Source organism: Escherichia sp. Lx600-2, assembly GCF_036662595.1.
Lineage (GTDB): Bacteria > Pseudomonadota > Gammaproteobacteria > Enterobacterales > Enterobacteriaceae > Escherichia > Escherichia coli.
This window is the reverse complement of record NZ_JAYQWM010000064.1, coordinates 1-20,052: the sequence shown is the minus strand read 5'-3', so window position 1 is coordinate 20,052 and position 20,052 is coordinate 1. Positions and strand designations below refer to the sequence as shown.

The 20,052-nt window shown below is 46.6% G+C and carries 23 protein-coding genes; all 23 read left to right on the top strand.

The window, feature by feature from the left end; all coding sequences use genetic code 11:
* Positions 1-214: 214 nt before the first annotated feature.
* The 23 genes from terL (at position 215) to OQV04_RS18340 (ending at position 19,869) form a co-directional block, all read left to right on the top strand.
* Positions 215-1,612, top strand: coding sequence for a phage terminase large subunit (gene terL / locus OQV04_RS18450; protein ID WP_131680597.1), 1,398 nt, complete (start codon positions 215-217; stop codon positions 1,610-1,612).
* 4 nt (positions 1,613-1,616) lie between these two features.
* Positions 1,617-3,119 carry a phage portal protein gene (locus OQV04_RS18445; protein ID WP_332642523.1) on the top strand — a complete coding sequence of 501 codons (1,503 nt, stop codon included), beginning with the start codon at positions 1,617-1,619 and terminating at the stop codon, positions 3,117-3,119.
* A 37-nt stretch (positions 3,120-3,156) separates the two neighbouring features.
* Positions 3,157-3,870, top strand: coding sequence for a phage head morphogenesis protein (locus tag OQV04_RS18440; protein ID WP_166265012.1), 714 nt, complete (start codon positions 3,157-3,159; stop codon positions 3,868-3,870).
* Entirely contained in the window at positions 3,867-5,123 is a 1,257-nt protein-coding gene (locus OQV04_RS18435) for a DUF2213 domain-containing protein (protein ID WP_166264725.1), read from the top strand. The genes OQV04_RS18440 and OQV04_RS18435 overlap by 4 nt, the downstream gene beginning before the upstream one ends.
* On the top strand, positions 5,123-5,620 hold the full coding sequence (locus OQV04_RS18430) for a structural cement protein Gp24 (protein ID WP_332642518.1): 498 nt from the start codon (positions 5,123-5,125) through the stop codon (positions 5,618-5,620). The genes OQV04_RS18435 and OQV04_RS18430 overlap by 1 nt, the downstream gene beginning before the upstream one ends.
* Positions 5,620-6,687, top strand: a complete 1,068-nt coding sequence (locus OQV04_RS18425) for a major capsid family protein (RefSeq protein WP_332642515.1) — start codon at positions 5,620-5,622, stop codon at positions 6,685-6,687. Before OQV04_RS18430 ends, OQV04_RS18425 begins: the two co-directional genes overlap by 1 nt.
* 55 nt (positions 6,688-6,742) lie before the next feature.
* Positions 6,743-7,084, top strand: a complete 342-nt coding sequence (locus OQV04_RS18420) for a hypothetical protein (protein WP_166264726.1) — start codon at positions 6,743-6,745, stop codon at positions 7,082-7,084.
* Positions 7,085-7,086: 2 nt separating this feature from the next.
* Complete coding sequence (locus tag OQV04_RS18415) at positions 7,087-7,518, top strand: DUF4054 domain-containing protein (protein WP_080972721.1); 432 nt, start codon at positions 7,087-7,089, stop codon at positions 7,516-7,518.
* Positions 7,518-7,976: a hypothetical protein gene (locus tag OQV04_RS18410; RefSeq protein WP_105881053.1), complete on the top strand. Its 459-nt coding sequence runs from the start codon at positions 7,518-7,520 to the stop codon at positions 7,974-7,976. The genes OQV04_RS18415 and OQV04_RS18410 overlap by 1 nt, the downstream gene beginning before the upstream one ends.
* Positions 7,976-8,344 (top strand): phage collar protein, encoded by a 369-nt coding sequence (locus OQV04_RS18405; RefSeq protein ID WP_105881052.1) that lies wholly within the window; start codon positions 7,976-7,978, stop codon positions 8,342-8,344. The genes OQV04_RS18410 and OQV04_RS18405 overlap by 1 nt, the downstream gene beginning before the upstream one ends.
* On the top strand, positions 8,334-8,849 hold the full coding sequence (locus OQV04_RS18400) for a phage gateway protein (RefSeq protein WP_206082541.1): 516 nt from the start codon (positions 8,334-8,336) through the stop codon (positions 8,847-8,849). Before OQV04_RS18405 ends, OQV04_RS18400 begins: the two co-directional genes overlap by 11 nt.
* Before the next feature lie 10 nt (positions 8,850-8,859).
* Positions 8,860-10,347 carry a DUF3383 domain-containing protein gene (locus OQV04_RS18395; protein WP_131680589.1) on the top strand — a complete coding sequence of 496 codons (1,488 nt, stop codon included), beginning with the start codon at positions 8,860-8,862 and terminating at the stop codon, positions 10,345-10,347.
* 9 nt (positions 10,348-10,356) lie between these two features.
* Entirely contained in the window at positions 10,357-10,809 is a 453-nt protein-coding gene (locus OQV04_RS18390; RefSeq protein ID WP_068445366.1) for a phage tail fiber protein, read from the top strand.
* A gap of 49 nt (positions 10,810-10,858) precedes the next feature.
* Complete coding sequence (locus OQV04_RS18385; RefSeq protein WP_206082540.1) at positions 10,859-11,317, top strand: hypothetical protein; 459 nt, start codon at positions 10,859-10,861, stop codon at positions 11,315-11,317.
* 82 nt (positions 11,318-11,399) lie between these two features.
* The gene (locus OQV04_RS18380; RefSeq protein WP_332642495.1) at positions 11,400-13,910 is read left to right on the top strand and encodes a hypothetical protein; all 2,511 of its coding nucleotides are present in this window, start codon (positions 11,400-11,402) and stop codon (positions 13,908-13,910) included.
* On the top strand, positions 13,907-14,434 hold the full coding sequence (locus tag OQV04_RS18375) for a phage baseplate protein (protein WP_105881049.1): 528 nt from the start codon (positions 13,907-13,909) through the stop codon (positions 14,432-14,434). The genes OQV04_RS18380 and OQV04_RS18375 overlap by 4 nt, the downstream gene beginning before the upstream one ends.
* 3 nt (positions 14,435-14,437) lie before the next feature.
* Positions 14,438-14,731, top strand: coding sequence for a phage baseplate plug family protein (locus OQV04_RS18370; RefSeq protein WP_105881048.1), 294 nt, complete (start codon positions 14,438-14,440; stop codon positions 14,729-14,731).
* A complete protein-coding gene (locus OQV04_RS18365; protein ID WP_105881047.1) occupies positions 14,724-15,539 on the top strand; it encodes a baseplate hub protein in 816 nt (271 codons plus the stop codon). Before OQV04_RS18370 ends, OQV04_RS18365 begins: the two co-directional genes overlap by 8 nt.
* A 3-nt stretch (positions 15,540-15,542) precedes the next feature.
* Positions 15,543-16,235 (top strand): Gp138 family membrane-puncturing spike protein, encoded by a 693-nt coding sequence (locus tag OQV04_RS18360; RefSeq protein ID WP_332642492.1) that lies wholly within the window; start codon positions 15,543-15,545, stop codon positions 16,233-16,235.
* Positions 16,232-16,576 (top strand): hypothetical protein, encoded by a 345-nt coding sequence (locus OQV04_RS18355; protein WP_105881045.1) that lies wholly within the window; start codon positions 16,232-16,234, stop codon positions 16,574-16,576. The genes OQV04_RS18360 and OQV04_RS18355 overlap by 4 nt, the downstream gene beginning before the upstream one ends.
* On the top strand, positions 16,569-17,756 hold the full coding sequence (locus OQV04_RS18350; RefSeq protein WP_105881044.1) for a baseplate J/gp47 family protein: 1,188 nt from the start codon (positions 16,569-16,571) through the stop codon (positions 17,754-17,756). The genes OQV04_RS18355 and OQV04_RS18350 overlap by 8 nt, the downstream gene beginning before the upstream one ends.
* Entirely contained in the window at positions 17,753-18,412 is a 660-nt protein-coding gene (locus OQV04_RS18345; RefSeq protein ID WP_332642485.1) for a DUF2612 domain-containing protein, read from the top strand. Before OQV04_RS18350 ends, OQV04_RS18345 begins: the two co-directional genes overlap by 4 nt.
* A gap of 5 nt (positions 18,413-18,417) precedes the next feature.
* Positions 18,418-19,869: a hypothetical protein gene (locus tag OQV04_RS18340; RefSeq protein ID WP_332642484.1), complete on the top strand. Its 1,452-nt coding sequence runs from the start codon at positions 18,418-18,420 to the stop codon at positions 19,867-19,869.
* The last annotated feature ends 183 nt before the right edge of the window (positions 19,870-20,052 follow it).

Here is a 20,052-nt window from a genome sequence, read left to right as displayed (position 1 = left end):
ATTTCTTCTTTATCGCCTTTATTTAACATAATGGTCCTTACATGCCCTGCGACTTTTCAACTCAATTAAAATGTCACCTCAAACCGATAAAAGTCTAAATCTTCTTCCTGAATTTAGGCTTTTTATTCGTTGCTAATTTGTTATCAAAAACTCACTTTCCATTTCACCATCATTTTGAGGTGAAAGGGCTATTTATTCCATTTTAGGTGTGGCTATGAACATCGATTTCAGCTTATTTGATGAAGAGATCGAAAGGGAGATAGCGCGCCGCAGTTTGCATGAATTCATTCAATACTTAAACCCTGAATACATCACGAGCCATTTCTCTCAAACGGTGTGTGATGCGCTCGACCAGTTCTTGATTGATATGATGGCGGGTAAGCGCCCTAAATTAATATTAGGGGCACCGCCACAGCACGGCAAGTCTGATATTGTTTCCCGCTATCTTCCTGCTTATTTCTTTGGAAAATACCCTAACATGCGAGTTGGGGCGCTGTCGTATTCATCTGATTTAGCTGGCGATATGAACACCGATGTTCAGCGAATTATGATGTCGGCTGAATATCGTGTGTTATTTCCTAAGAGCTGGTTAGGCAATAAGCCTGAGAATTGCATCGCTGTTAAGCGTAACTCTGACGAGTTCGGCATTGCCAATCACAAAGGCAGCTATGTGTGTGCGGGTGTGGGTGGTCCACTAACGGGTAAGAAAGTTGACCTCGGGATTATTGATGACCCGATAAAAAACTCGAAAGAAGCGCTTAGTCCAACGGTTAAAAAATCGATATGGAACTGGTACGTTTCGACCTTTAAGACTCGCTTATCAAAAAACAGCGGCGAAATCATCATGGCCACGCGGTGGGCGACCGATGATTTATCTGGCCAATTAAAAGAAAAAGCCCCTGAAACCAAGGTGCTCGCATTCCCTGCCATTAATGAGCAAGGGGAAGCGTTGGTACCTGAACTTCATCCCATCGATAAGCTGTTGGAAACCAAAGCAATACTGGGTGATTACTTCTGGTCTGCTATGTACCAGCAGTCACCGAAGCCGGGTGATGGTCAAATATTCCATGAAGAGTTTGTTCGCTATTACTTACCTAAAGACCTACCTGAAAAATTCGATAAAGTTATTCATAGTTGGGATATGACCTTTAAAGACAGCGACGGTACCGACTATGTAGTGGGGCAGGTTTGGGGCAAGAAAGATGCCAATGCCTATTTGCTCTATCAAATCCGAAAACGCATGAGCTTTACTCAAACTAAAGATGCTGTGAAGCTGCTTGCGGAAAAATTCCCAGAAGGGCGCCGTAAGCTGGTGGAAGACAAAGCCAATGGCCCTGCAGTTATCGACTCTCTTAAATCATCGGTATCAGGACTAATCCCCGTTGAGCCTGACGGCAGTAAAATCGCACGTGCTCATGCCTGTACCGCTGAATGGGAGGCAGGTAACGTGTGGCTACCACACAAAGACATTGCCCCGTGGATTGTAGAAACCGTGGAGGAAATTACCACGTTCCCATTCGCTGGACATGACGACACAGTGGATGCGATGACGCAGGCATTACGTGATTTATACCAGAAGAAAAAAGGCGGTTTCTTTACAACCAAGAGGTAATTCTATGTGGCCGTTTAAAAGGCGAAAAATTGCAGAGCAGATTGCACCGCCGAAGCGGTCAGCATTTACCACAGATTTGTACCCTGCATTAGCAAAAGAGAATGGGTTTAACGGACTAGTTCTACCGCAACCGATGATTAACGGCGTGGGGATGGACAGTATTGATACTTCCGTTCCTTCATTTAAAGGCGAGCAAGTCTATGGCGTGCCGGAATCGCAGGCGGCTTGGTATGCCTCACAAATGTTTATTGGCAACAATATGTGCGCCATCATTGCGAAACATTGGTTGGTGGATAAGGCCTGTAATATGCCTGCTCGTGATGCCATTCGCCAAGGGTATGATATTGATTGCGATAATGACGATGACAGCGCTATCAGTAAAAAGCTACGTAAACGCGATAAAAAGTACCGTATACAGCATCACATGAAAGAGTTGATTCACTTCGGTCGCGTGTATGGTGGTCGATTAGCACTGTTTGTGGTGGAAACCTCAAACCCGAAAGAGTGGTATGAAAACCCGTTTAATCTCGATGGCGTGACCAAAGGAATGTACAAGGGGATCAAGCAAATTGACCCACAATGGGTAACGCCTGATTTAACCGACTCCAATATCCAAGACCCTGCTAGCATGGATTTTTACGACCCCACTTATTATGTGATTGGTGGTCGTAAATACCATAAATCGCACTTTGTTAAGTTTGTGCTGTTCCCTGTGCCTAATGTGCTGAAGCCGCTTTATAACTACTTTGGTGTTTCGGTACCAGAGCGCATCTATGAGCGAGTCTATGCTTCAGAACGGACAGCCAATGAAGCCCCACAACTGGCCATGACCAAGCGGTTATTGACTATCGGTATGGCAGACCCTGAAGGTGCAGATAAGAACACCATTCAGGAAAACATGCTTTATTTTATGGAGATGCGCGATAACTATGGCGTGCAGGTGATGGGGAAAGAGGACGTTGCACAACAGTTTGATACCTCGCTAGCGGATTTAGACGCCACCATTATGACGCAATACCAGCTAGTCGCAGCGGCGGCAAACGTGCCTGCAACTAAGTTACTGGGCACTACACCAAAAGGCTTTAACTCAACGGGTGATTACGAAGAGTCGAACTACCGTGAAGAGCTGGAAAGTGTGCAGTCGAACGATCTAGACGAACTCTTGCAGCGTCACTACGACATGTTGATGCGTAGCGAAGAGCTACCACTGACTGAAATATCGGTGACGTGGGCGCCACTCGATAGCCCAACAGCGACAGAGGGCGCCGATATTGAGTTGAAATCGGCTCAAACGGATTCGGCTCTAGCAGCTACAGGTGCGATTGATGGGTTAGATATCCGTAAAAAACTCGCAGCAGATAAAAAGTCGAGCTATTACGGCATTGATGTAAATGAGAGTGACTATGTCGAGACGAATACGAGTCCGAACGAAAAAGGCGAGATGGGCAACCTCCCGCCAAGCAGTATTGAAGGGCAAACCCCTGCAGTATTCAGCAGCGCCATCTAGCCGTTATCAACGTGACATGTCACGGTTAATCCGCTCAATGATTAAAGACTATGAAAACGTATTTAGTGAATTGAAGGAGGATTTTGACGGCGCCACGGTGGATGCCAGCATTGCGAGTCAAACACGGATTTGGCTCAATCGGTTAAAACGCAAGTGGGATAAAATCTTTAATACGCAGTCTAGCGCCATGGCCGATAAGTTTGTTTCCCAAGTGGACATCGGCGCTCAACGTAATTTAGATGATTCCCTTAAACAGCTTTCTGGCGGTATTACTATCAAAACCCCTGTCATGCCGGACGCGTTAAAAGACCGAATGATTGCCGCCACGGCAGAGAATATTTCCCTAATTAAATCCATCCCTAGCCAGTTTCATCAACGTATCGAAAGTGCAGCGTTACGCTCTATTTCTCAAGGGGGCGAGGGTGCGAAAACCTTATTAGATGAAATCAGGCACACTGGCAGCGTGACAGAGAGCCGAGCTAATTTTATCGCCGTTGACCAAACGCGAAAAATTACGACTGCGGCGAACTATGAGCGCATGAAATCAGCGGGAATTCGTCAGGCTATTTGGCATCACTCTGGTGGCAGCGCTGAACCTAGAGAGTGGCATCTACAGCTAGACGGTGAAGTCTTTGATTTAGATAACCCACCCATCATTGACCCAAGAACGGGTGAACGCGGATTGCCGGGGCAATTACCTAATTGCAAATGTTTTTGGACGCCTGTAATCGACTTCGGCGAGGAGACATGACAAAACGAACCTATGACAACAACGGCTGGCTCGAAGTGACAGATAACCCCATCTCTAAAGTTGGGGTTTTTGATTATTTGGGGGCTGAAATTGGTGCGCCGGTACCCGATAAAATCTATCGCGTATTGCGCCCTCCGGAAGAACTGGCCAGTGAAGAGACCATCAACTCTTTCAAACTCACCCCATTTATTATTGAACATGAAATGTTAGGCAAGCACGCGACCCCAGCGGAGAAAAAAGGCATCCAAGGGGTAATTGGTGAGAATGTGTATTTTGACCCACCATATCTTAGAGCCAATATCAAAATCTTTTCAGATGTGGCGCTCAGTAATATCGACAGCGGAAAAATCGACCTTTCACCCGGTTATCGCAGTAAATATGAATTCACCTCTGGCATTTATGAAGGCCAACACTATGACGTTATTCAACGTCACTTACGTGGCAATCACCTCGCATTAGTGGATGAAGGGCGAACTGGCCCTGACGTCGCTGTGCAAGATCACCTCGTTATCACTATCGACACAAAGGAACTTATTCGCATGAACGAAGAAGAAAACAAAGAGAAGCAAACCACTGATGAAGGTGCGTTTACAGCGGAGCAAGTCACTGCGCTGAAAAGCATTATTGCAGAGGTGATTGCACAAACTAAGCCTTCAACCGATGAAGAACCGGAAGAAGAAAAGAAATCTACTGATGCTAATCCCGAAGAAGAACAAAAAGCGGAAGAGGCTGTGGCAGCCGCTGAAGTTGCAGCAGAGGAAGCAACAACCGGTACACCAGAAGCTGTAGAAGCTGCCGAGGTGGCGATTGAAACCGCCGTTGAAGCTATCGAAGAAGCCAAGGAGCATCTCGACCAAGCCACCACGGATAGCTTAAATCGCCGACTTAAACGCTTAAAAAATGGCATCGGCACAATGGATGAGATTGCATCCTTAAAACGCAAGATTAAGCGTTTGGAAGCATCAAAGCCCACCATGGACACAGGCGCACTGCTAAAGCAAATCGGCGAGCGTGATTCGTTAGCTCATAAGTTGACCCCGTTCCTTGGCGTATTTGACCATGCCGCCATGACCAAGCAGCAAGTAGCGGAGTATGGCGTTGATAAGCTCGGTATCCAATGCGGTAAGGGTAATGAAGCCATTGCACTCGATGCGTGGATGCAAGGGCGTGTGCCGGATTCACAAAAAGCCACGGTGACGATGGACTCTGCGGTTAGCAATCAATCAATTATGGATAAATGGGGAGCGAAATAATGGCAATTCCTAAATCAGTGGCGCATGGCTTAACATCTGGTGTAGTGGGTGAAATCAGTCATGCAGGACCCATTCGAGCAGTAGCGGCGATCCTCAGCTCAGAAGATGAGAAGAAAAACATTTTCGGTCGGGCTTACACCTACAAAGATGATTCTGTGGAGTCTGTGCAAGTGGGCGGTAAAGGGGCGTTTGCGGGGATCATGATTAACCCTAAGGCTTACTGTATTGAAGTGGGCTATGCGCGCAACGGTACCCAAGGTGAGTTTTTGACGATGGGTGAGGTGTATGTCGAGCTTAAAGCGGGCGTGGGTAAAATCAATGCGCCAGTTGTCTTTGACGAAACCGACGGTTCGCTTTCTTCTAAGTCCGCTCCTGCAGCTGGCGACCGCGTGATTGGTTTTGTTAGTCGTCACGTTGAATCCAGCGAATCAGCCCATTTGAGCGTTATTCGCTTAACGGAAATCCCATACCCAGCGGCAGTAAAGGAAGGTGAATAATGCCAGTTAGCAAGCAAAAGTTTTATATGTCCGGCCGCGATATTCGCAAGCATGGTCAACTTAATATCCAACCTAACCAACAGTGGACGTATCGCGAACTTGAGCAAATTGGTTTTGGTGGTTTGGCATCGATGGACTCCGCGATCACGGGCTCAGCCATGCAAGGTGGGTTAATTCAGCGTGAAATGTTGCAACACGTTCTTCCTGGTCTCATTCGCACCGCAACTCGTGTTCGTGTGTTGGATGAAATCACCGGTGTATTGAATGCGGGTGAATGGCACGATGAGGAAATCATTCTGAACGTGGCAACACCAACCGGTAAGGCTGAACTTTACGGTGATCATACCAATGTGCCGTTAGCGTCTTACATTCAAGACCAAGAACGCCGCGGTATCGTGCGTTTTGAACAAGGTTTTCAAGTCGGCAAGTTAGAGGAAGCGCGCCAATCTGCAGCTGGGTTTGAAGCCGCTGCGGAAAAACGTAATTCAGCGACTGAATCTTTAGAACAAGGACGTGAGCGGATTGGTTACTATGGGTTTAATAGCCCTGAAACCCGTGTATTTGGCTTGATGAATGAGCCGAATCTACCGGCTTATGAAACCGCATCGAAAAAATGGAAGGGCGGCACGTTTGCCGATATCACCCAAGATATTACCGATATGTTCTCGCGCATTGAAATGAGTTCAGGCGGGATTATCAAAGACGATATCGCGATCACATTGACGTTACCGCTGGGCTACCGTTCAACGCTAAATGTCGCTAACCCTGTGGCGCGTGGTGAAACGGTGTATCAATGGGCGAAAGAGAACTATCCAAACCTGCGCTTTGTGTTCTCACCTGAATTTGTCGGGGCGAATGGTGGTGCGGATGTGGCGTATATGTTCGCGGATACCATCGATGATGGTTCAACCGCAACCAGTGCAACCATTCTACAAGTGGTGCCCGTTAAGTACCAATTACTAGGCTCACAAGCGCAAATCAAAGGGTATTTAGAGGATGCGACCAACGCAACCGCGGGTGTCTTTGTTACCCGACCTTGGGCCATTACCCGTCTCACTGGCATCTAACCTGAGCACTTCCTTTTTTACGCCCTCAAATGAGGGCTTTTTTTTGGAGCAAACCATGTCTCTCTACGTCTATTGCACGCTATCCAATGACCAAAACTATTCGGTCACGGATGGTAAAGTGTTTATTGCGGGTCAAGCCAATATCATGACCAAGCATATGTATACCCCGCGTGGGCGCGTTACGGAAATCAGCGACGAACAATACGCCCAGCTTAAAGATAACCACGTTTTTCAGTTACACAAAGAAAACGGGTTTATCAGTGTTGAAAACCGCAAAGAAGATCCTGAAAAAGTGGCTACCAATATGGAGGCTAGCGATAAATCAGCACCAGATACCGTGGAATCTTTGGAAGCGGCTAAACAGGAAGTTCCGAAAAATAACAAAAAGGGTAAATAATGATGGAGGCGAGCACATTTCCCCTAACGTCATTTCGTGTGCTCTATCCATCATTTAATGGTGTGAGTGATGATGACATTTATATTATTGCTCAATCTGCCCTGAACTATTTTTCGCCTTGTCGCGGCGTTTGCACTAACGAACTGTGGATGTTGGTTGTTGCTCATATGCTATCACTGCGAAAGTGGATTGCGGACGATGAATCCCCAACCGGTGTTGTGACTAGTGTGACTATCGATAAAGTCAGCGTGTCATTCTCTGCGCCCCCTGCGGGTTCTGATTGGTCACACTGGTTCAAAATGACCACGTATGGCCAACAGTTCTTAGCACTCATTAAGCGTTGTAGCGTACCGCAATATATTGGTGGAGCCGGTGAACGTTCCGCCTTTCGCGGTGTGGGTGGCAGGTTCACGCGAGGGGGGCGGTTACGTTAATGACGAAATTAGCTCAGTTGAAAAAAGTCTATGATGAGTTAGCCAAGAAACAATTGAAAGTGGGTTTCTTTGAACACTCGAAATACCCTGATGGCACACCAATTGCTTATATTGCCGCCATTCATGAATTAGGTTACCCCGCTGGTGGCATTCCTCCCCGTTCGTTTTTTCGCCCAACGATGAGCGATAAAAAAGTAGAGTATGGCCAGTTAATTTTCCGTGTGGCCAAAGCGGCGGCCGCTGGCAATATTTCCGTTACCGATGGGCTAACCCAAGTCGGCGCAAAAGCGGCTGGGGATGTGAAACTGGCCATTAAAGCGGTAACCACACCTGCTTTGGATGATTCAACGATAAAGGCCAGAGCGAGACGTCACAGCAAAGGGAAATCCACCGATAAACCCTTAGTCGACACAGGGCAGATGTTACAGACCGTCAATTTTGTCGTGGAGGATAAATAATGTTCGGTAATTTGCATCGTATTGCTTCTCGCTATATTCCTCAGCAAACAGCCCAGTGGTTTCGTTTTAAAGGCCGAACGCCCGATGAGCGAGGGCATGACCAAAACCAATATCATGAGCCGGTGGATATTCGGGGCAGTTGGCAAGCCGTCGATACTCAAGATGCCCAAAGTATGGGGTTTGATTCAAGTTCAGTTTATCGTCGTTTTTATACCTCCCATGATATCAAAGGCATTCAGCGCGGTACGTCTCCCGATTACCTTGTTTTTAATGGTAAAAAATACGATGTGATGGGGGACGCGGATTGGTATGAGCAGGACGGTTGGAAATCAGTGATTTGCATCGAGGTAGGGGCCTATGACGGATAATGACGTTGATATTTCGATCCGCAAACAGCTATTACGGCAGCTAACAGAAGTCGGTATTGATATCCCTGTGAAAGCGGGTTTTCAATCCACCAAGCAAGGTCGTGAAGATAATATGGTGATGTTTTTCCCGATTAATGAAAATGGCCACGGGTGGCAAGGTCGCCATTACAATGTCCAAGGCAACAATGCCAATCACCAAGAAAACCAGTTATCGGAAAAAACGTACCAAGTTCAGGCGTTAATTACCGATTTAGGCAATTACACTGCGGGTGATATTACCGCGATTGTCAGAATGATCGTCAATTCACTGCCTTTTGTTACCGCGTTGCGAAAGCAGAATATTGGTGTTCAACGTGCAACTGGCATTCGCCGTCCTTACTTTTTGAATGATCATGGCGACTACGAACAAAACCCCTCATTTGATTTTAATGTGACGTTTAAACGCGCTCTTCTCCCTGATACTGCCGCTATCCGCGCGTTGTATCCTGATATTCACCGCATATAAGGTTTTTACTATGCCAATTAAACAAACTCGATACGTTGATATCGCATCGGCGGTCATTGGCGCGTCAGCAGTTCCGATGCGTAAATTAACCGGTCGATTATTTTCCACTAACCCCAAAATACCCGCAGGTAAAGTTTTAGAGTTCGCCAGTGGTCAGGTCGATGACTTGTTAGGTGTTGATTCTCCCGAAGCTAACTTTGCACGACAATACTTTAGCTATGTTAGCCCCGCACCCGTTAGCAAGCCGAAAGAGCTACAAATTGCTTCTTATGAGCCTGTGGGGCGAGCGCCTACGCTATTTGGGACAAAAGCCGCCGCATTAGCGGATTTAAAAATCATTGCGGATGGAACGCTTTCGGTCACGATTGGTACTGTCACCAAAAGCTACAAAGACATTGATTTGTCGGAAGCGAAATCCTATGCGGATATTGCGTCCACCATTCAAGCGAAACTTAACGCCGAGAGCGAGCCGCAATTCTCCAGTAGCTATTTGACATTTAATTCACTCGATAGCGCCTTTGAGCTGAGTGGCGGTGTGCAAGAGCGCGCATCCATTAGTGTTGAATATTCGGTGCTGGCGAATGCCATGGGGCTGTCTTCCGGTACTGCGTCTGAAGGTAACCCTGCACAAACACCACTTGAAGCGTTTATGGTAGCAGAGCAGGTTTCCGATTCATTTGGTAGTGCGACATTCTTGGATGAATTGACGTTAGAGCAAGCCGTGCCATTGGCGCAGTATGTTTCCGGTGAAAACGTCAAATACCAATTGCATATTAGCGTGAGCGAAAAGCAGGTTGAAGATTTTAGCGCAGCATTGATGGGAACCGCTTCTGTGGGGTTAAACCTCAAAACGGATACTAACTATTTTATTCAAACCTTACCCATGGCCGTTATGGCGGCGACGGATTATGACCGCACGAATGCCACGACAAACTACATGTTCCGTCAATTAGGCGTTACGTTCCCTGCGCAAGTGACCACAGACAAAGCGGCTGACCGATTCGATAAGCTGCGCGTGAACTATTACGGTGAAACCGCGATTGCAGGCTCTCAAATTCGTTTCTATCAACGGGGCTTCTTGTGCGGTGGTTCGTCTAATCCACTGGATATGAGTGTGCATGCCAATGAGCAATGGTTAAAAGCCTATATTGCTCAGCAATGGTTTAACGTGTTATTGGCCACACGGGGCGTTCCAGCGAATAAGGACGGTGAGGCACGCGCGTTAATGGTGATTGCCGGTGCGGTCACCAAAGCGATTAATAACGGCACGATTTTAGCCGGTAAAACGCTGAGTGACGTGCAAAAGCTTGCTATTGCGGATGCGTCTGGCGATGACCTTGCTTGGTATGACGTACAGGATAAAGGCTATTGGTATAACGCGCAGATTGTTGAAAATACCGGTGAAAGTGACTTACCTGAGTATGTCATGAAATACGTGCTGATTTACGGCAAAGGCGATTGGGTTCGCAAAGTCGAAGGCTCTCATAATTTAGTCTAGGAGTAGAACATGCATGATGTATCTGCAACTGGCTTGAGTTTTACCATTCAAGCCAGCAAAACCTTTCCCACTGGGATTTTAATTACCGCCTTTGCTGACGATGCTGACCCGCTGGATTTACCGGCTGTCGATATTGCACAAACGGGGATGGACATTAACGGTAACTTGGTGAGCTGGTCCACACCAACACCACAAACCGTCACGATCAACGTATTAGCCGGTAGCGAAGAAGACCAAAACTTGTCTATTTTGCTCGAGGCGAATACCGCGAAAAAAGGGCGTCGACACGCAGGGGATATCATTACCTTTGTCGCCTCTTACGGTGATGGTTCAACGGTCACGGCGCGTAACGGCAAAATTACCAATGGCAGCCGTGGCAACTCTGCGGCCTCTGCGGGACGTTTGAAATCCAAAGCCTATACCTTTGTGTTTCAGGATTTCGACAGTACGCGCATTCGTTAATTCATTTCAATTTATGGCGGGGTTCCCGCCTTTTTTATCGGTGTTTACCATGTTGATTAAACCTAAAGAAGTCGCTATCAAAGACGTTGATGGCGTTGAAAAACTATTCATTATTAGTCGCCTACCCGCAACAGTCGGGCGTGAAATCCTAGCCAAATACCCGTTATCTAACGCCCCCAAAATTGGTGACTATGAGGTCAGCAAAGAGGCCATGCTCAAAATGATGGCCTATGTGTGTGTCACTATCGACGGTGAAGAAATCCCCCTTAAAACACAAACACTTATTGATAACCATGTGCCTGATGGCGAATCGTTGATCCGCTTAGAGTTGGAAATGTTGAAATATAACACCAGTTTTTTCGGCAACGACGGGAGCCAAGGTTTCCTCCACTTCCTGCTCAGCAAGGTAAGCGGTTCACTCCCGTCGATTATAAAAACGCTGATGGGTTCTTTGCCGTCATCGTCAGCGAACGCCTCGCCACCTTCACCGAACTCAAAACCTCAATAGATTTAGAAGAAGCAATGGACCTATGGGAAATTGCCATTACTAACCGTTATAACGAAGCCCTTGCGGCTTCAAAGGATCGCTAATGTCATTAATGGATACCTTTGTGCAGGTCTTTGAGTTTGATACAAGGCAAGCGGATGGGGCATTTAAAAAGGTGCAACGTTCGACCGATGACATTATCGATGGCATGAAACAAACCCAACAGGCGGCGCAGCAAAGTTCACTGACCATCGGGAGTGTAATGACAGAGCTTTGGCAATCACTGCAGGGCCTGTCGACCGAACATGCTATTCAGTTCACCACCAATGCCAGCGAGGTCAGTGCTGAGACAAATCAAATCGTGGCTCGGTTAGATGCGGTGAGCTCATCATTAAGCGCATTGGATGAGCAACGGCAAAATACAGACGCTGCTTTGGCCTCCGCGGGGGATGCGCTAGGGGATTGGGGGCAATCACTGCAATCTGATATCACCCAATTAAAAAATGACCTCGGCTCGTTATCGGTGGGTGACCAAAAAACCGCATTAGAACAGGTAAAAGGCTCGGTCAGTGAGTATATTAACGAGCTGCAAAAAATCCCGACCACTACTGCCGATGGCGCCGCAGAAATTGAACGTGTGATGGCAGACTTACGCCAATCAGTGCAAGGCTTATCGGTTGAACATTCGATTGATTTCGTTACTAATGCAGATGAGGTTATTGCCCAAACTGGCTCGGTTAAAACACAATTAGAGACAGTAACAGATTCGATGGCCAACCTTGAGGCGCAGCGGTCAATATCTAACGCAGGCATGCAATCCACTCAGGGCGTTTTGGGCGAGCTCGATGCAAACTACCAGGCACTAAAGCAAAATGTTATTCAACTTAATCAAGGTGTCACCGACCTCACGTTAGCCGAACACCAAGGTATCACCGCAAAGCAACTGTCCAACGCCATTATTCAGGCACTGCAAGGTAATTACAATGAATTAATTCGCCTTGTGGACACCATGAAAGTGAAGGGAATTGAAGCGGCGACCAGTGAAATTAAAGCACAGCAATCCGTGCAAAAAGCCCTTGAGAATACCGAAACCAAATATCAGCAAGCTGGTAATACGGTCATGTCGTTTGCCAAAAAGGCATTGGGAGCGGTTGGCTTATTGATGGGGGCAACTGCCTTGGTGGGGGAATCGATTTCACGTTCGGCGGATATTGAAACCCTCGATAAGTTGGGTAAAAAAATCAATGTGGCGACTGCTGATGTGGACGCTTTCGCGGGTTCAATGGCTGAACTGGGCGGTACGCGTGATGCGGCGCAAGCGGATTTATCTGCGATGGCCAAATCGTTTGGTTTTGCGAAAAATACCATGGAAAAAGTGCTTCAGACTGCAGATAAAGTGCAGGGTATGAAGTTTGATAAAGCCAAGGCAACACTTGTGGGACTAGGCGTGACGGATGATAAAACCGTCGAGTTGATGATGAAAGGCCGCAAAGAGCTCGAGCGCATGATGGGGATTCAAAAAGAATACTCAGGCATCAACAAAGAGAGTATTGAACAATCCATCAAATTCAACAAAGCCATGCAAGGCTTTAAGCAATCATCAGGCTTACTGAAAAACAGCTTCTTAGAAATGGTGATCCCGATTTTAACCAAAGGGCTAGAGTGGGTTAACCGCTTTGTGAGCTTTTGCAAAGAAAACAAGTCGCTCATTGTGGGGTTCTTTATTGCAATAGGTTCGGCTATTGCGGTGTTTTATGTGCCTGCCATGTTATCAGCTGCGGCAGCGACCTTGGCAGCAACATGGCCCATTTTGGCGATCATCGCGGTTATTGCCTTACTGGCTGCGGCGTTTGCCTTAGTTTATGACGATATCATGAACTTTATTGACGGCAATGATTCGATGATAGGGCGTATTTTGGATGAATACCCCGAACTTAAAGCGGTCATTATTGCGGTGTGGGAAGCGTTTAAAGCCTTTTTCGATTTTGTCCTGGCTTTGTCTCAAGTCGTCGCCGATGTGGCGGTGGCTGCCTTTAACTTTATTGCTGATGGCGGCAAGCAGTTATGGGCATGGCTCACGGGCTTTATTCAGGATTTAGCAGATTGGGGCAAGCAATTTGAAGGTGTCTTTACGGTGGTTTCTGATGCCGTTGTAGGCATTTTTAAGTGGTTATGGGCGCAAATCAAACAGTATTTAGGCTGGATTAATGACGGATTGGATGCGATTAAAAATGGTTGGAGCACGGTCAAAGGGTGGTTTGGTTTTGAGGATGCACAAGTGACTCAAACGGTTGAACGCAAAGTTACGGCCGACGGTACGATAGAGCACCAAATTCCCGAACAGCCTCAGTTATCTGAAGAAGATACTGCGTTGTTAGTAAAAGGGCTGAGCCAACAAATTAACGGCATGTCGAACAATCCAATCAACCCGATGACGAGCCAAGCTATTAGTAATCAATCCAATACTACCAATGAAACTAACTTGTCGATTGGTGAAATCAAAGTGGAAACCCAAGCGACGGATGCGCAAGGCATGGCGAGTGGCACGAAAGATGCGTTGCAATCCCAGCTACAAGATTTAGCCCATCAAACCAGTTCGGGGGTAAGCAAATGATCACCGAGGTGAAAATCTTCAATGTCGATAACTTTTCGACGTTATTTGAAACGGCCAATCCAATTCAAATCAACGTGCGTGACGAACACAAAGCGACACAGTTTACCGTTGAGTCGGGGGAAACACGCAGTGACCATGTTGTGGTTCTGCCGGTTGAAATTGGTATGGATTTAATTTTAGCCGGCGAAATGAAAAGTGCCTTTGAAATCCTGCAGCAAACTTATGATAAACACCAGTTAGTGGGTATTCAAACGCGGGTGAAAACCTACCAACCCATGCTGCTGGTGAATCTCTATCATGATGAAATTCCTGAAATGGCGGATGCGATTAAATTGTCACTGCACTTTAGTGAGTGGCGAACGGTTGAGCCAGAATATGGCAACCTGCCGCCCCGTAAGGTGGCAAAAAAAGAGCAATCGAGCACGGTGAATCGCGGGAAAGTGCAAACGTCCACGGTGCCGGACAAAAAGAAAAAATCGGCAGCAACCAAAATTGCTGACGGTGAATTGACGTTAGGGTGGTGACCCATGAAAGAGATCCCTTTAAATACCGTACCTAATCAACGCTTGCGCGTGAGCCTTGGCGGTGATGAGTGGGAGCTAACGATTAAAGTGGCACGAACAACAATGTGCTGCGATATCAAACGCAATGATGTGGTTTTACTGCAAGGCATTCGTGTGATGCCCAATCAACCGCTGATCCCCTACCGCTATTTATCGGGCAACGGTAATTTTGCCTTTATCACTGAGAATGATGAGCTGCCATGGTGGGCGCAGTTTGGCCAATCGCACAGTCTTGTTTGGTGGGGGGATGATGATTGATTTACGCCGCATACGATTAGGCATTGAAGCTAATGGTCGGCTGCAGTGGTATGAGGGGCTGCGAATTCGAGCTAGTGGCACTAAATATGCCAATCCCCTGCAGAATGAATGCACGGTCAATATCGATGGGCTCAATGCCGCAACACGCAATATGTTGCTGACCGAAACCAGCCCTTATACCCAAGCCAAGCAACCGCACCGTTTAATTGTCGAAGCGGGACGTACCAGTGCGGGGGTATTTCGCATTTATGTCGGGGATATTGTTAGCGCAGAAATCGCCTCACCGCCCGATGTAACGCTGACCTTAAAAGCAAAAACCAACAATACAAACGCGCGTGACATTGTTTCTTCGTCCGGTAGTGCCATAAGCAAAATGAGCGAGCTAGCCAAAAATATCGCGCAGGATTGCGGGGTTAAATTGGACTTTCAAGCCACCGATAAAAATATTGCCAATTGGTATTTTTGTGGGCCGGCACTCAAACAAGTGGAACGGCTGCAAGATGCGGGCAATGTGAAAGCGTTTATTGACGATGACATGCTGTATGTGAAAGACCGGGATAAAGCGTTAAGTGGCCGCTTGCGTATTCTTAACCAAAAATCGGGCATGGTAGGGATACCGAAAGCCACGGAAAAAGGCGTCGATGTCACTTATTTAATTGATAGCGAGTCGTCATTGGGCGGCATGTTACGCCTTGAAAGTCAGTTTAATCCCGCCTTGAATGGCGATTATATTATTGAGCAACTTAAGTTCGACATTGCCTCTCACGACGATCCCTTCTTTTACCAAGCGACCTGCAAACGAGTGTAAACCATGAACCAACCCAATAATGATATTGCTAGCGAAGGCAGCTTGGCAGGGCAGTTTATGGCTGCGTTTCGTAGCCTATTGATGAATATTGACGACATGCTCCCCGCGACGGTGGTGAGTTATGACGATAAAACTAACCGCGCGGTTATTAAGCCACTCGTCATGATGGTGTCGACACTAGGGCAAAAAGTCGGGCGTGCGGCGGTAGCGAATATTCCCGTTTTTCGTTTTGGGGGCGGGGGCTTTTTTATCCGTATGCCAATTAAACCAGGAGACTTTGGTTGGCTCAAAGCCAATGACCGTGACATTAGTTTGATCTTTCAGCGTGGCGGCTTAGAGGATGAACCCAATACGGCTCGTTTACATACCTTCAGTGATGCGATGTTTTTTCCTGATACGCTCAAAGGTTGGCTAATTGATGGAAAAAACGCCGATGCGTTGGTGATCCAGTCGATGGATGGTTCTGTGTGTTTATCGCTGCATGAGGGTAAAGCAGTTTTAGATTCACCCGTTCTTGAGGTCAATGTGCCCGAAACCACGTTTAACGGCAATGTCACGGTGAATGGTAATCAGGCTGTAAACGGTAACAGCGATTCAAACGGGGGCACGATGAAACATAACGGTAAAGATATCGGCTCAACACATAAACACAGCGGTATTCAAAGTGGTAATAGCAATTCAGGAGTCCCCGTATGAAAACATTTAATGTCAACAGCAATAACGACATCCATCTTGGCAATAACGGAAACTTGTCGATTGTGAGTGGTGAACGGGCATCTAAAAACCGTTGTGAGCATTACGTCAAAGCACTCCGTGGTGAAATGTTGCATAAGCTCGATATGGGGATTCCTTACTGGAAAACCACCTTTGGGCGACAGGCGGACATTCCGTTATTTGAAGCGGCGTTTCGTGACCGGCTGCGTGAGCTGGATGATGTGATATCAGTGGTGTCATTTTCGGCATTAATCGCAGATAACTCGCTGAACTATACCGCGGTGATCCAAACCATTTATGGGGAGATAACGCTCAATGGCTGATTATCAATATCTCACATCACAAGGTGTGATTGTGCCAGATACCAGTACCTTACGTGATGACGTTGAAAACGAATTTAAAAATGTCTTTGGCCAGCAACTGGATGTTAACCCCGAAACCCCGCAAGGCGCATTGATCACCATGGAGGTCGAAAATCGGGACGCCGTTGTGCGCAATAACGCAGAGTTGGCCAATCAAATTAACCCCGATTTAGCCGGTGGCATTTTCCTTGATGCAATATGGGCCTTAATGGGCGGGCAGCGTTTTGATGCGACTCACTCCTTTTTATCACAGGTGAAATTCACGGGTATTGCCGACACCATTATCCCTAAGGGGTCACAAGCGGCCACGCTGAATGGCGATTTATTCGAAACCACCAAAACCTTAATTATCGGCAAAGATGGCTCAGTCACTGGGGATATGCGCGCCATTGAAACGGGAGCGGTTGAGTGTGGTGTGGGTCAACTCAATAAAGTGGCCAGTTCGGTATTAGGTTGGGAAACCGTTCATAACCCCAGCAATGCGGTGTTGGGGCGAGATGCTGAATCAGACTTACAATCAAGGCGACGACGTAAGCAGACGTTAGCCAAAAACACCGTCAGTGTGGGGGAGGCGATTACCTCTGCATTGTATGAATTGGAAGGGGTACGTTCGTTGTCGTATCGAGAAAATTACACAGACCAACCGATGATGTTTGATGGGATCACGTTAGTGCCTCACAGTATTTATGTGTGTGTTGAAGGGGGCGATAAAGAGGCTATAGCACGTTCGTTACTACGTACTAAAACCCTTGGCGCCGACTTTAACGGTAGTGAAGAGGTTGAGGTATTGGAAACTATCAGCGGCCAAATTTATCCCGTTAAATTCGATAGGGCGAAAGAAATTGTGTTGTTCTGCCGAGTAGCGGTGAAAAAAGCTACCGTCGATGCACAAACCATTATTCCCGCCGCGGTTGAGTCATGGGCTAATGGGGATATCGATGGTGAGGGCGGTTTAGTGGTGGGGCGTGATGTATCACCTTTCGAAATATCAGCCGGTATCAATGCTGTTGAGCCTCGTTTATTTATTACACGTGTCGAGCTTTCAACCGATGGCAAAGCCTGGTCATCAAATAACTATGAAATCAAAATGAATGAGGTGGCAAGGCTCAAACGCAGTGCGGTACAGGTGGTGCTGGTATGAGCAAAATTCAATCATTTGATTTTCACTCTGATTTATTAAAGGCGATCCTTTGGCAATATGAAGATGCGACAAACCTTAAGGCGTTAGCCAAATACAAAGCGGACTATTTTGAACAATCCACCGTCCAGTTTTGGCGTGATTGGTACCGTGATGTGTTTAATATCGATACTGCGAACGAGTTTGGGTTAAATATTTGGGCGCGCATACTCGATGTGCCGTTGGGGATTGATGTCCCACCTAGCGATAAAACGAAAATCGGCTTTGGTTTCGGTAAAAAGAACGCTAATTTTAAAGCCAACTTTCGACGTAATGCCGATTACACCTTATCGCTGACGGTCGACCAAAAACGTCTCATCGTGCGTATGCGCTATTTTAACCTCACGCAAAGCCCAACGGTCACCAATATTAACGAATTTCTTAAACGGTTCTTTTGGCAAGCGGACAGCAAGGTGTTTGTGCTTGATCCGCTTGATATGACTTATCTGTATTATGTGTTTAATTTCAACCCGGACGAACGTTTACGGGTTCTTCTTGAAAACTTTGATCTTATGCCTCGCCCATCGGGTGTGGGTGTCAAATACAGTATCGTGACCAAAAAAGCCTTCGGTCACGGTCAACATCGTAAAAACTTCCTTAGCAGTAATTTCGGAGCTTAAAACTCATGACAAAAATCTTTAAAATCCCCTTTGCAACACAAGGGGACAGGACTTCTATTCCTGATGATGTGCAAGCCGATGGCGCAGTGTCTTACACGCAAGGCTATAGTTACGATTATGAGCGTGACCAACAAACTGATCCGGCCGCGAAAGATATCGAACGTGAGAAGATGAACGGGATATTTCACGATATCACGCAAGCCATTGGCGAGTTGCAGAGCTTTGGTTTTCCTAAGTGGGCAGCAGAAGGCAAGCCATACCCAATCCGCGCGATTGTTTATCATAAAAACAAAACGTGGCAGTCGAAGATTGAAAATAACAATGCTGAACCTGTCGCAGGTACAGCATGGCAGGAACTGAAAGCCGATTTAAGCGCCGGTGATATCAATGTTTATACCAAAACGGAGTCTGACAAGCGTTTTCAGCCATTAGGCAACTATCAGCCTGCTGGTTACAGCTACTCTAAAGCCGAATCTGACACCAATTATCAACCCAAAGGTAACTATGCCCCCGCAGGCAACTACGCACTTAAAGGTGAAAGCTACACGAAAGCCGAAGGGGATACACGGTATCAAGCTAAGGGGAGTTATCAGCCATCAGGGGATTATGCCTTAAAAGGAGATAGTTATACCAAGGCTGAAACTGATAGTAAGTATCAGCCCAAAGGTAGCTATCAAGCGGCGGGCTATAGCTATTCAAAAGCGGAGTCTGATACCAATTACCAACCCAAAGGTAATTATGCCCCCGCAGGCAACTATGCACTTAAAGGCGAGAGCTATACGAAGGCCGAAGGGGATACACGATATCAGCCAAAAGGCAGTTATCAGCCCTCAGGAGATTACGCCTTAAAAGGGGATAGTTACTCCAAGGCGGAATCCGATGGTAAATATCAACCTAAAGGTAGTTATCAAGCGGCAGGTTACAGCTATTCTAAATCAGAGTCTGATACCAAGTACCAACCGAAAGGCAGCTATGCTCCCGCAGGTAATTACGCACTTAAAGGTGAAAGCTATACGAAGGCCGAAGGGGATACACGGTATCAGCCAAAAGGAAGCTATCAGCCTGCTGGTAATTATGCCCCAGCAGGGAATTATGCCGTTAAAGGTGATAGTTATACTAAATCTGAAACGTACAACAGAAAAGAAATTGATAATAAAATTAATACGCTGCCATCATATAAAAAATTATCAATGGTTCAAATATATGATGGTAAGGGGGCAGGGGATTCTTCTCATACATTACCTGAATCAGTTACTGGATTTATAATTGGAATCCAAAGTACTAGGGATGGTAGTGCTCTTTGGACGGGAGTTGCGCCAATTGATGGCATACCCTTTGCTATTGATGGAGGTAATGGTTCTCGTGGAGCTATGGGTCGATTATCTAACGGAGGGAAAACGTTAACAGTAAATGAGATGAGATATTGGGGCCTTGGCAAAATTTACTTGTTTAAATAAGGCGTACCAATCATAAGCAAATAGTTACATATTACATTACGAGGCTGATAATCTACGTCTGTTTATGAATTGATAAGGTCAGAATACTTTTATACTTTTATACTTTTATACTTTTATACTTTTAAGTGTCTGACCTTTTAAAATACTATTGTGAGTTAACTCTAAAAAAATGGTGGGGTACTT

Coding starts and splice junctions, on each gene's coding strand:
- OQV04_RS18345 (WP_332642485.1), top strand. CDS start 17,753: ATGAGCAAAATTCAATCATTTGATTTTCACTCTGATTTATTAAAGGCG.
- OQV04_RS18440 (WP_166265012.1), top strand. CDS start 3,157: ATGATTAAAGACTATGAAAACGTATTTAGTGAATTGAAGGAGGATTTT.
- OQV04_RS18400 (WP_206082541.1), top strand. CDS start 8,334: ATGACGGATAATGACGTTGATATTTCGATCCGCAAACAGCTATTACGG.
- OQV04_RS18350 (WP_105881044.1), top strand. CDS start 16,569: ATGGCTGATTATCAATATCTCACATCACAAGGTGTGATTGTGCCAGAT.
- OQV04_RS18405 (WP_105881052.1), top strand. CDS start 7,976: ATGTTCGGTAATTTGCATCGTATTGCTTCTCGCTATATTCCTCAGCAA.
- terL (WP_131680597.1), top strand. CDS start 215: ATGAACATCGATTTCAGCTTATTTGATGAAGAGATCGAAAGGGAGATA.
- OQV04_RS18355 (WP_105881045.1), top strand. CDS start 16,232: ATGAAAACATTTAATGTCAACAGCAATAACGACATCCATCTTGGCAAT.
- OQV04_RS18340 (WP_332642484.1), top strand. CDS start 18,418: ATGACAAAAATCTTTAAAATCCCCTTTGCAACACAAGGGGACAGGACT.
- OQV04_RS18420 (WP_166264726.1), top strand. CDS start 6,743: ATGTCTCTCTACGTCTATTGCACGCTATCCAATGACCAAAACTATTCG.
- OQV04_RS18360 (WP_332642492.1), top strand. CDS start 15,543: ATGAACCAACCCAATAATGATATTGCTAGCGAAGGCAGCTTGGCAGGG.
- OQV04_RS18390 (WP_068445366.1), top strand. CDS start 10,357: ATGCATGATGTATCTGCAACTGGCTTGAGTTTTACCATTCAAGCCAGC.
- OQV04_RS18435 (WP_166264725.1), top strand. CDS start 3,867: ATGACAAAACGAACCTATGACAACAACGGCTGGCTCGAAGTGACAGAT.
- OQV04_RS18425 (WP_332642515.1), top strand. CDS start 5,620: ATGCCAGTTAGCAAGCAAAAGTTTTATATGTCCGGCCGCGATATTCGC.
- OQV04_RS18445 (WP_332642523.1), top strand. CDS start 1,617: ATGTGGCCGTTTAAAAGGCGAAAAATTGCAGAGCAGATTGCACCGCCG.
- OQV04_RS18430 (WP_332642518.1), top strand. CDS start 5,123: ATGGCAATTCCTAAATCAGTGGCGCATGGCTTAACATCTGGTGTAGTG.
- OQV04_RS18385 (WP_206082540.1), top strand. CDS start 10,859: ATGTTGATTAAACCTAAAGAAGTCGCTATCAAAGACGTTGATGGCGTT.
- OQV04_RS18395 (WP_131680589.1), top strand. CDS start 8,860: ATGCCAATTAAACAAACTCGATACGTTGATATCGCATCGGCGGTCATT.
- OQV04_RS18375 (WP_105881049.1), top strand. CDS start 13,907: ATGATCACCGAGGTGAAAATCTTCAATGTCGATAACTTTTCGACGTTA.
- OQV04_RS18415 (WP_080972721.1), top strand. CDS start 7,087: ATGGAGGCGAGCACATTTCCCCTAACGTCATTTCGTGTGCTCTATCCA.
- OQV04_RS18365 (WP_105881047.1), top strand. CDS start 14,724: ATGATTGATTTACGCCGCATACGATTAGGCATTGAAGCTAATGGTCGG.
- OQV04_RS18380 (WP_332642495.1), top strand. CDS start 11,400: ATGTCATTAATGGATACCTTTGTGCAGGTCTTTGAGTTTGATACAAGG.
- OQV04_RS18370 (WP_105881048.1), top strand. CDS start 14,438: ATGAAAGAGATCCCTTTAAATACCGTACCTAATCAACGCTTGCGCGTG.
- OQV04_RS18410 (WP_105881053.1), top strand. CDS start 7,518: ATGACGAAATTAGCTCAGTTGAAAAAAGTCTATGATGAGTTAGCCAAG.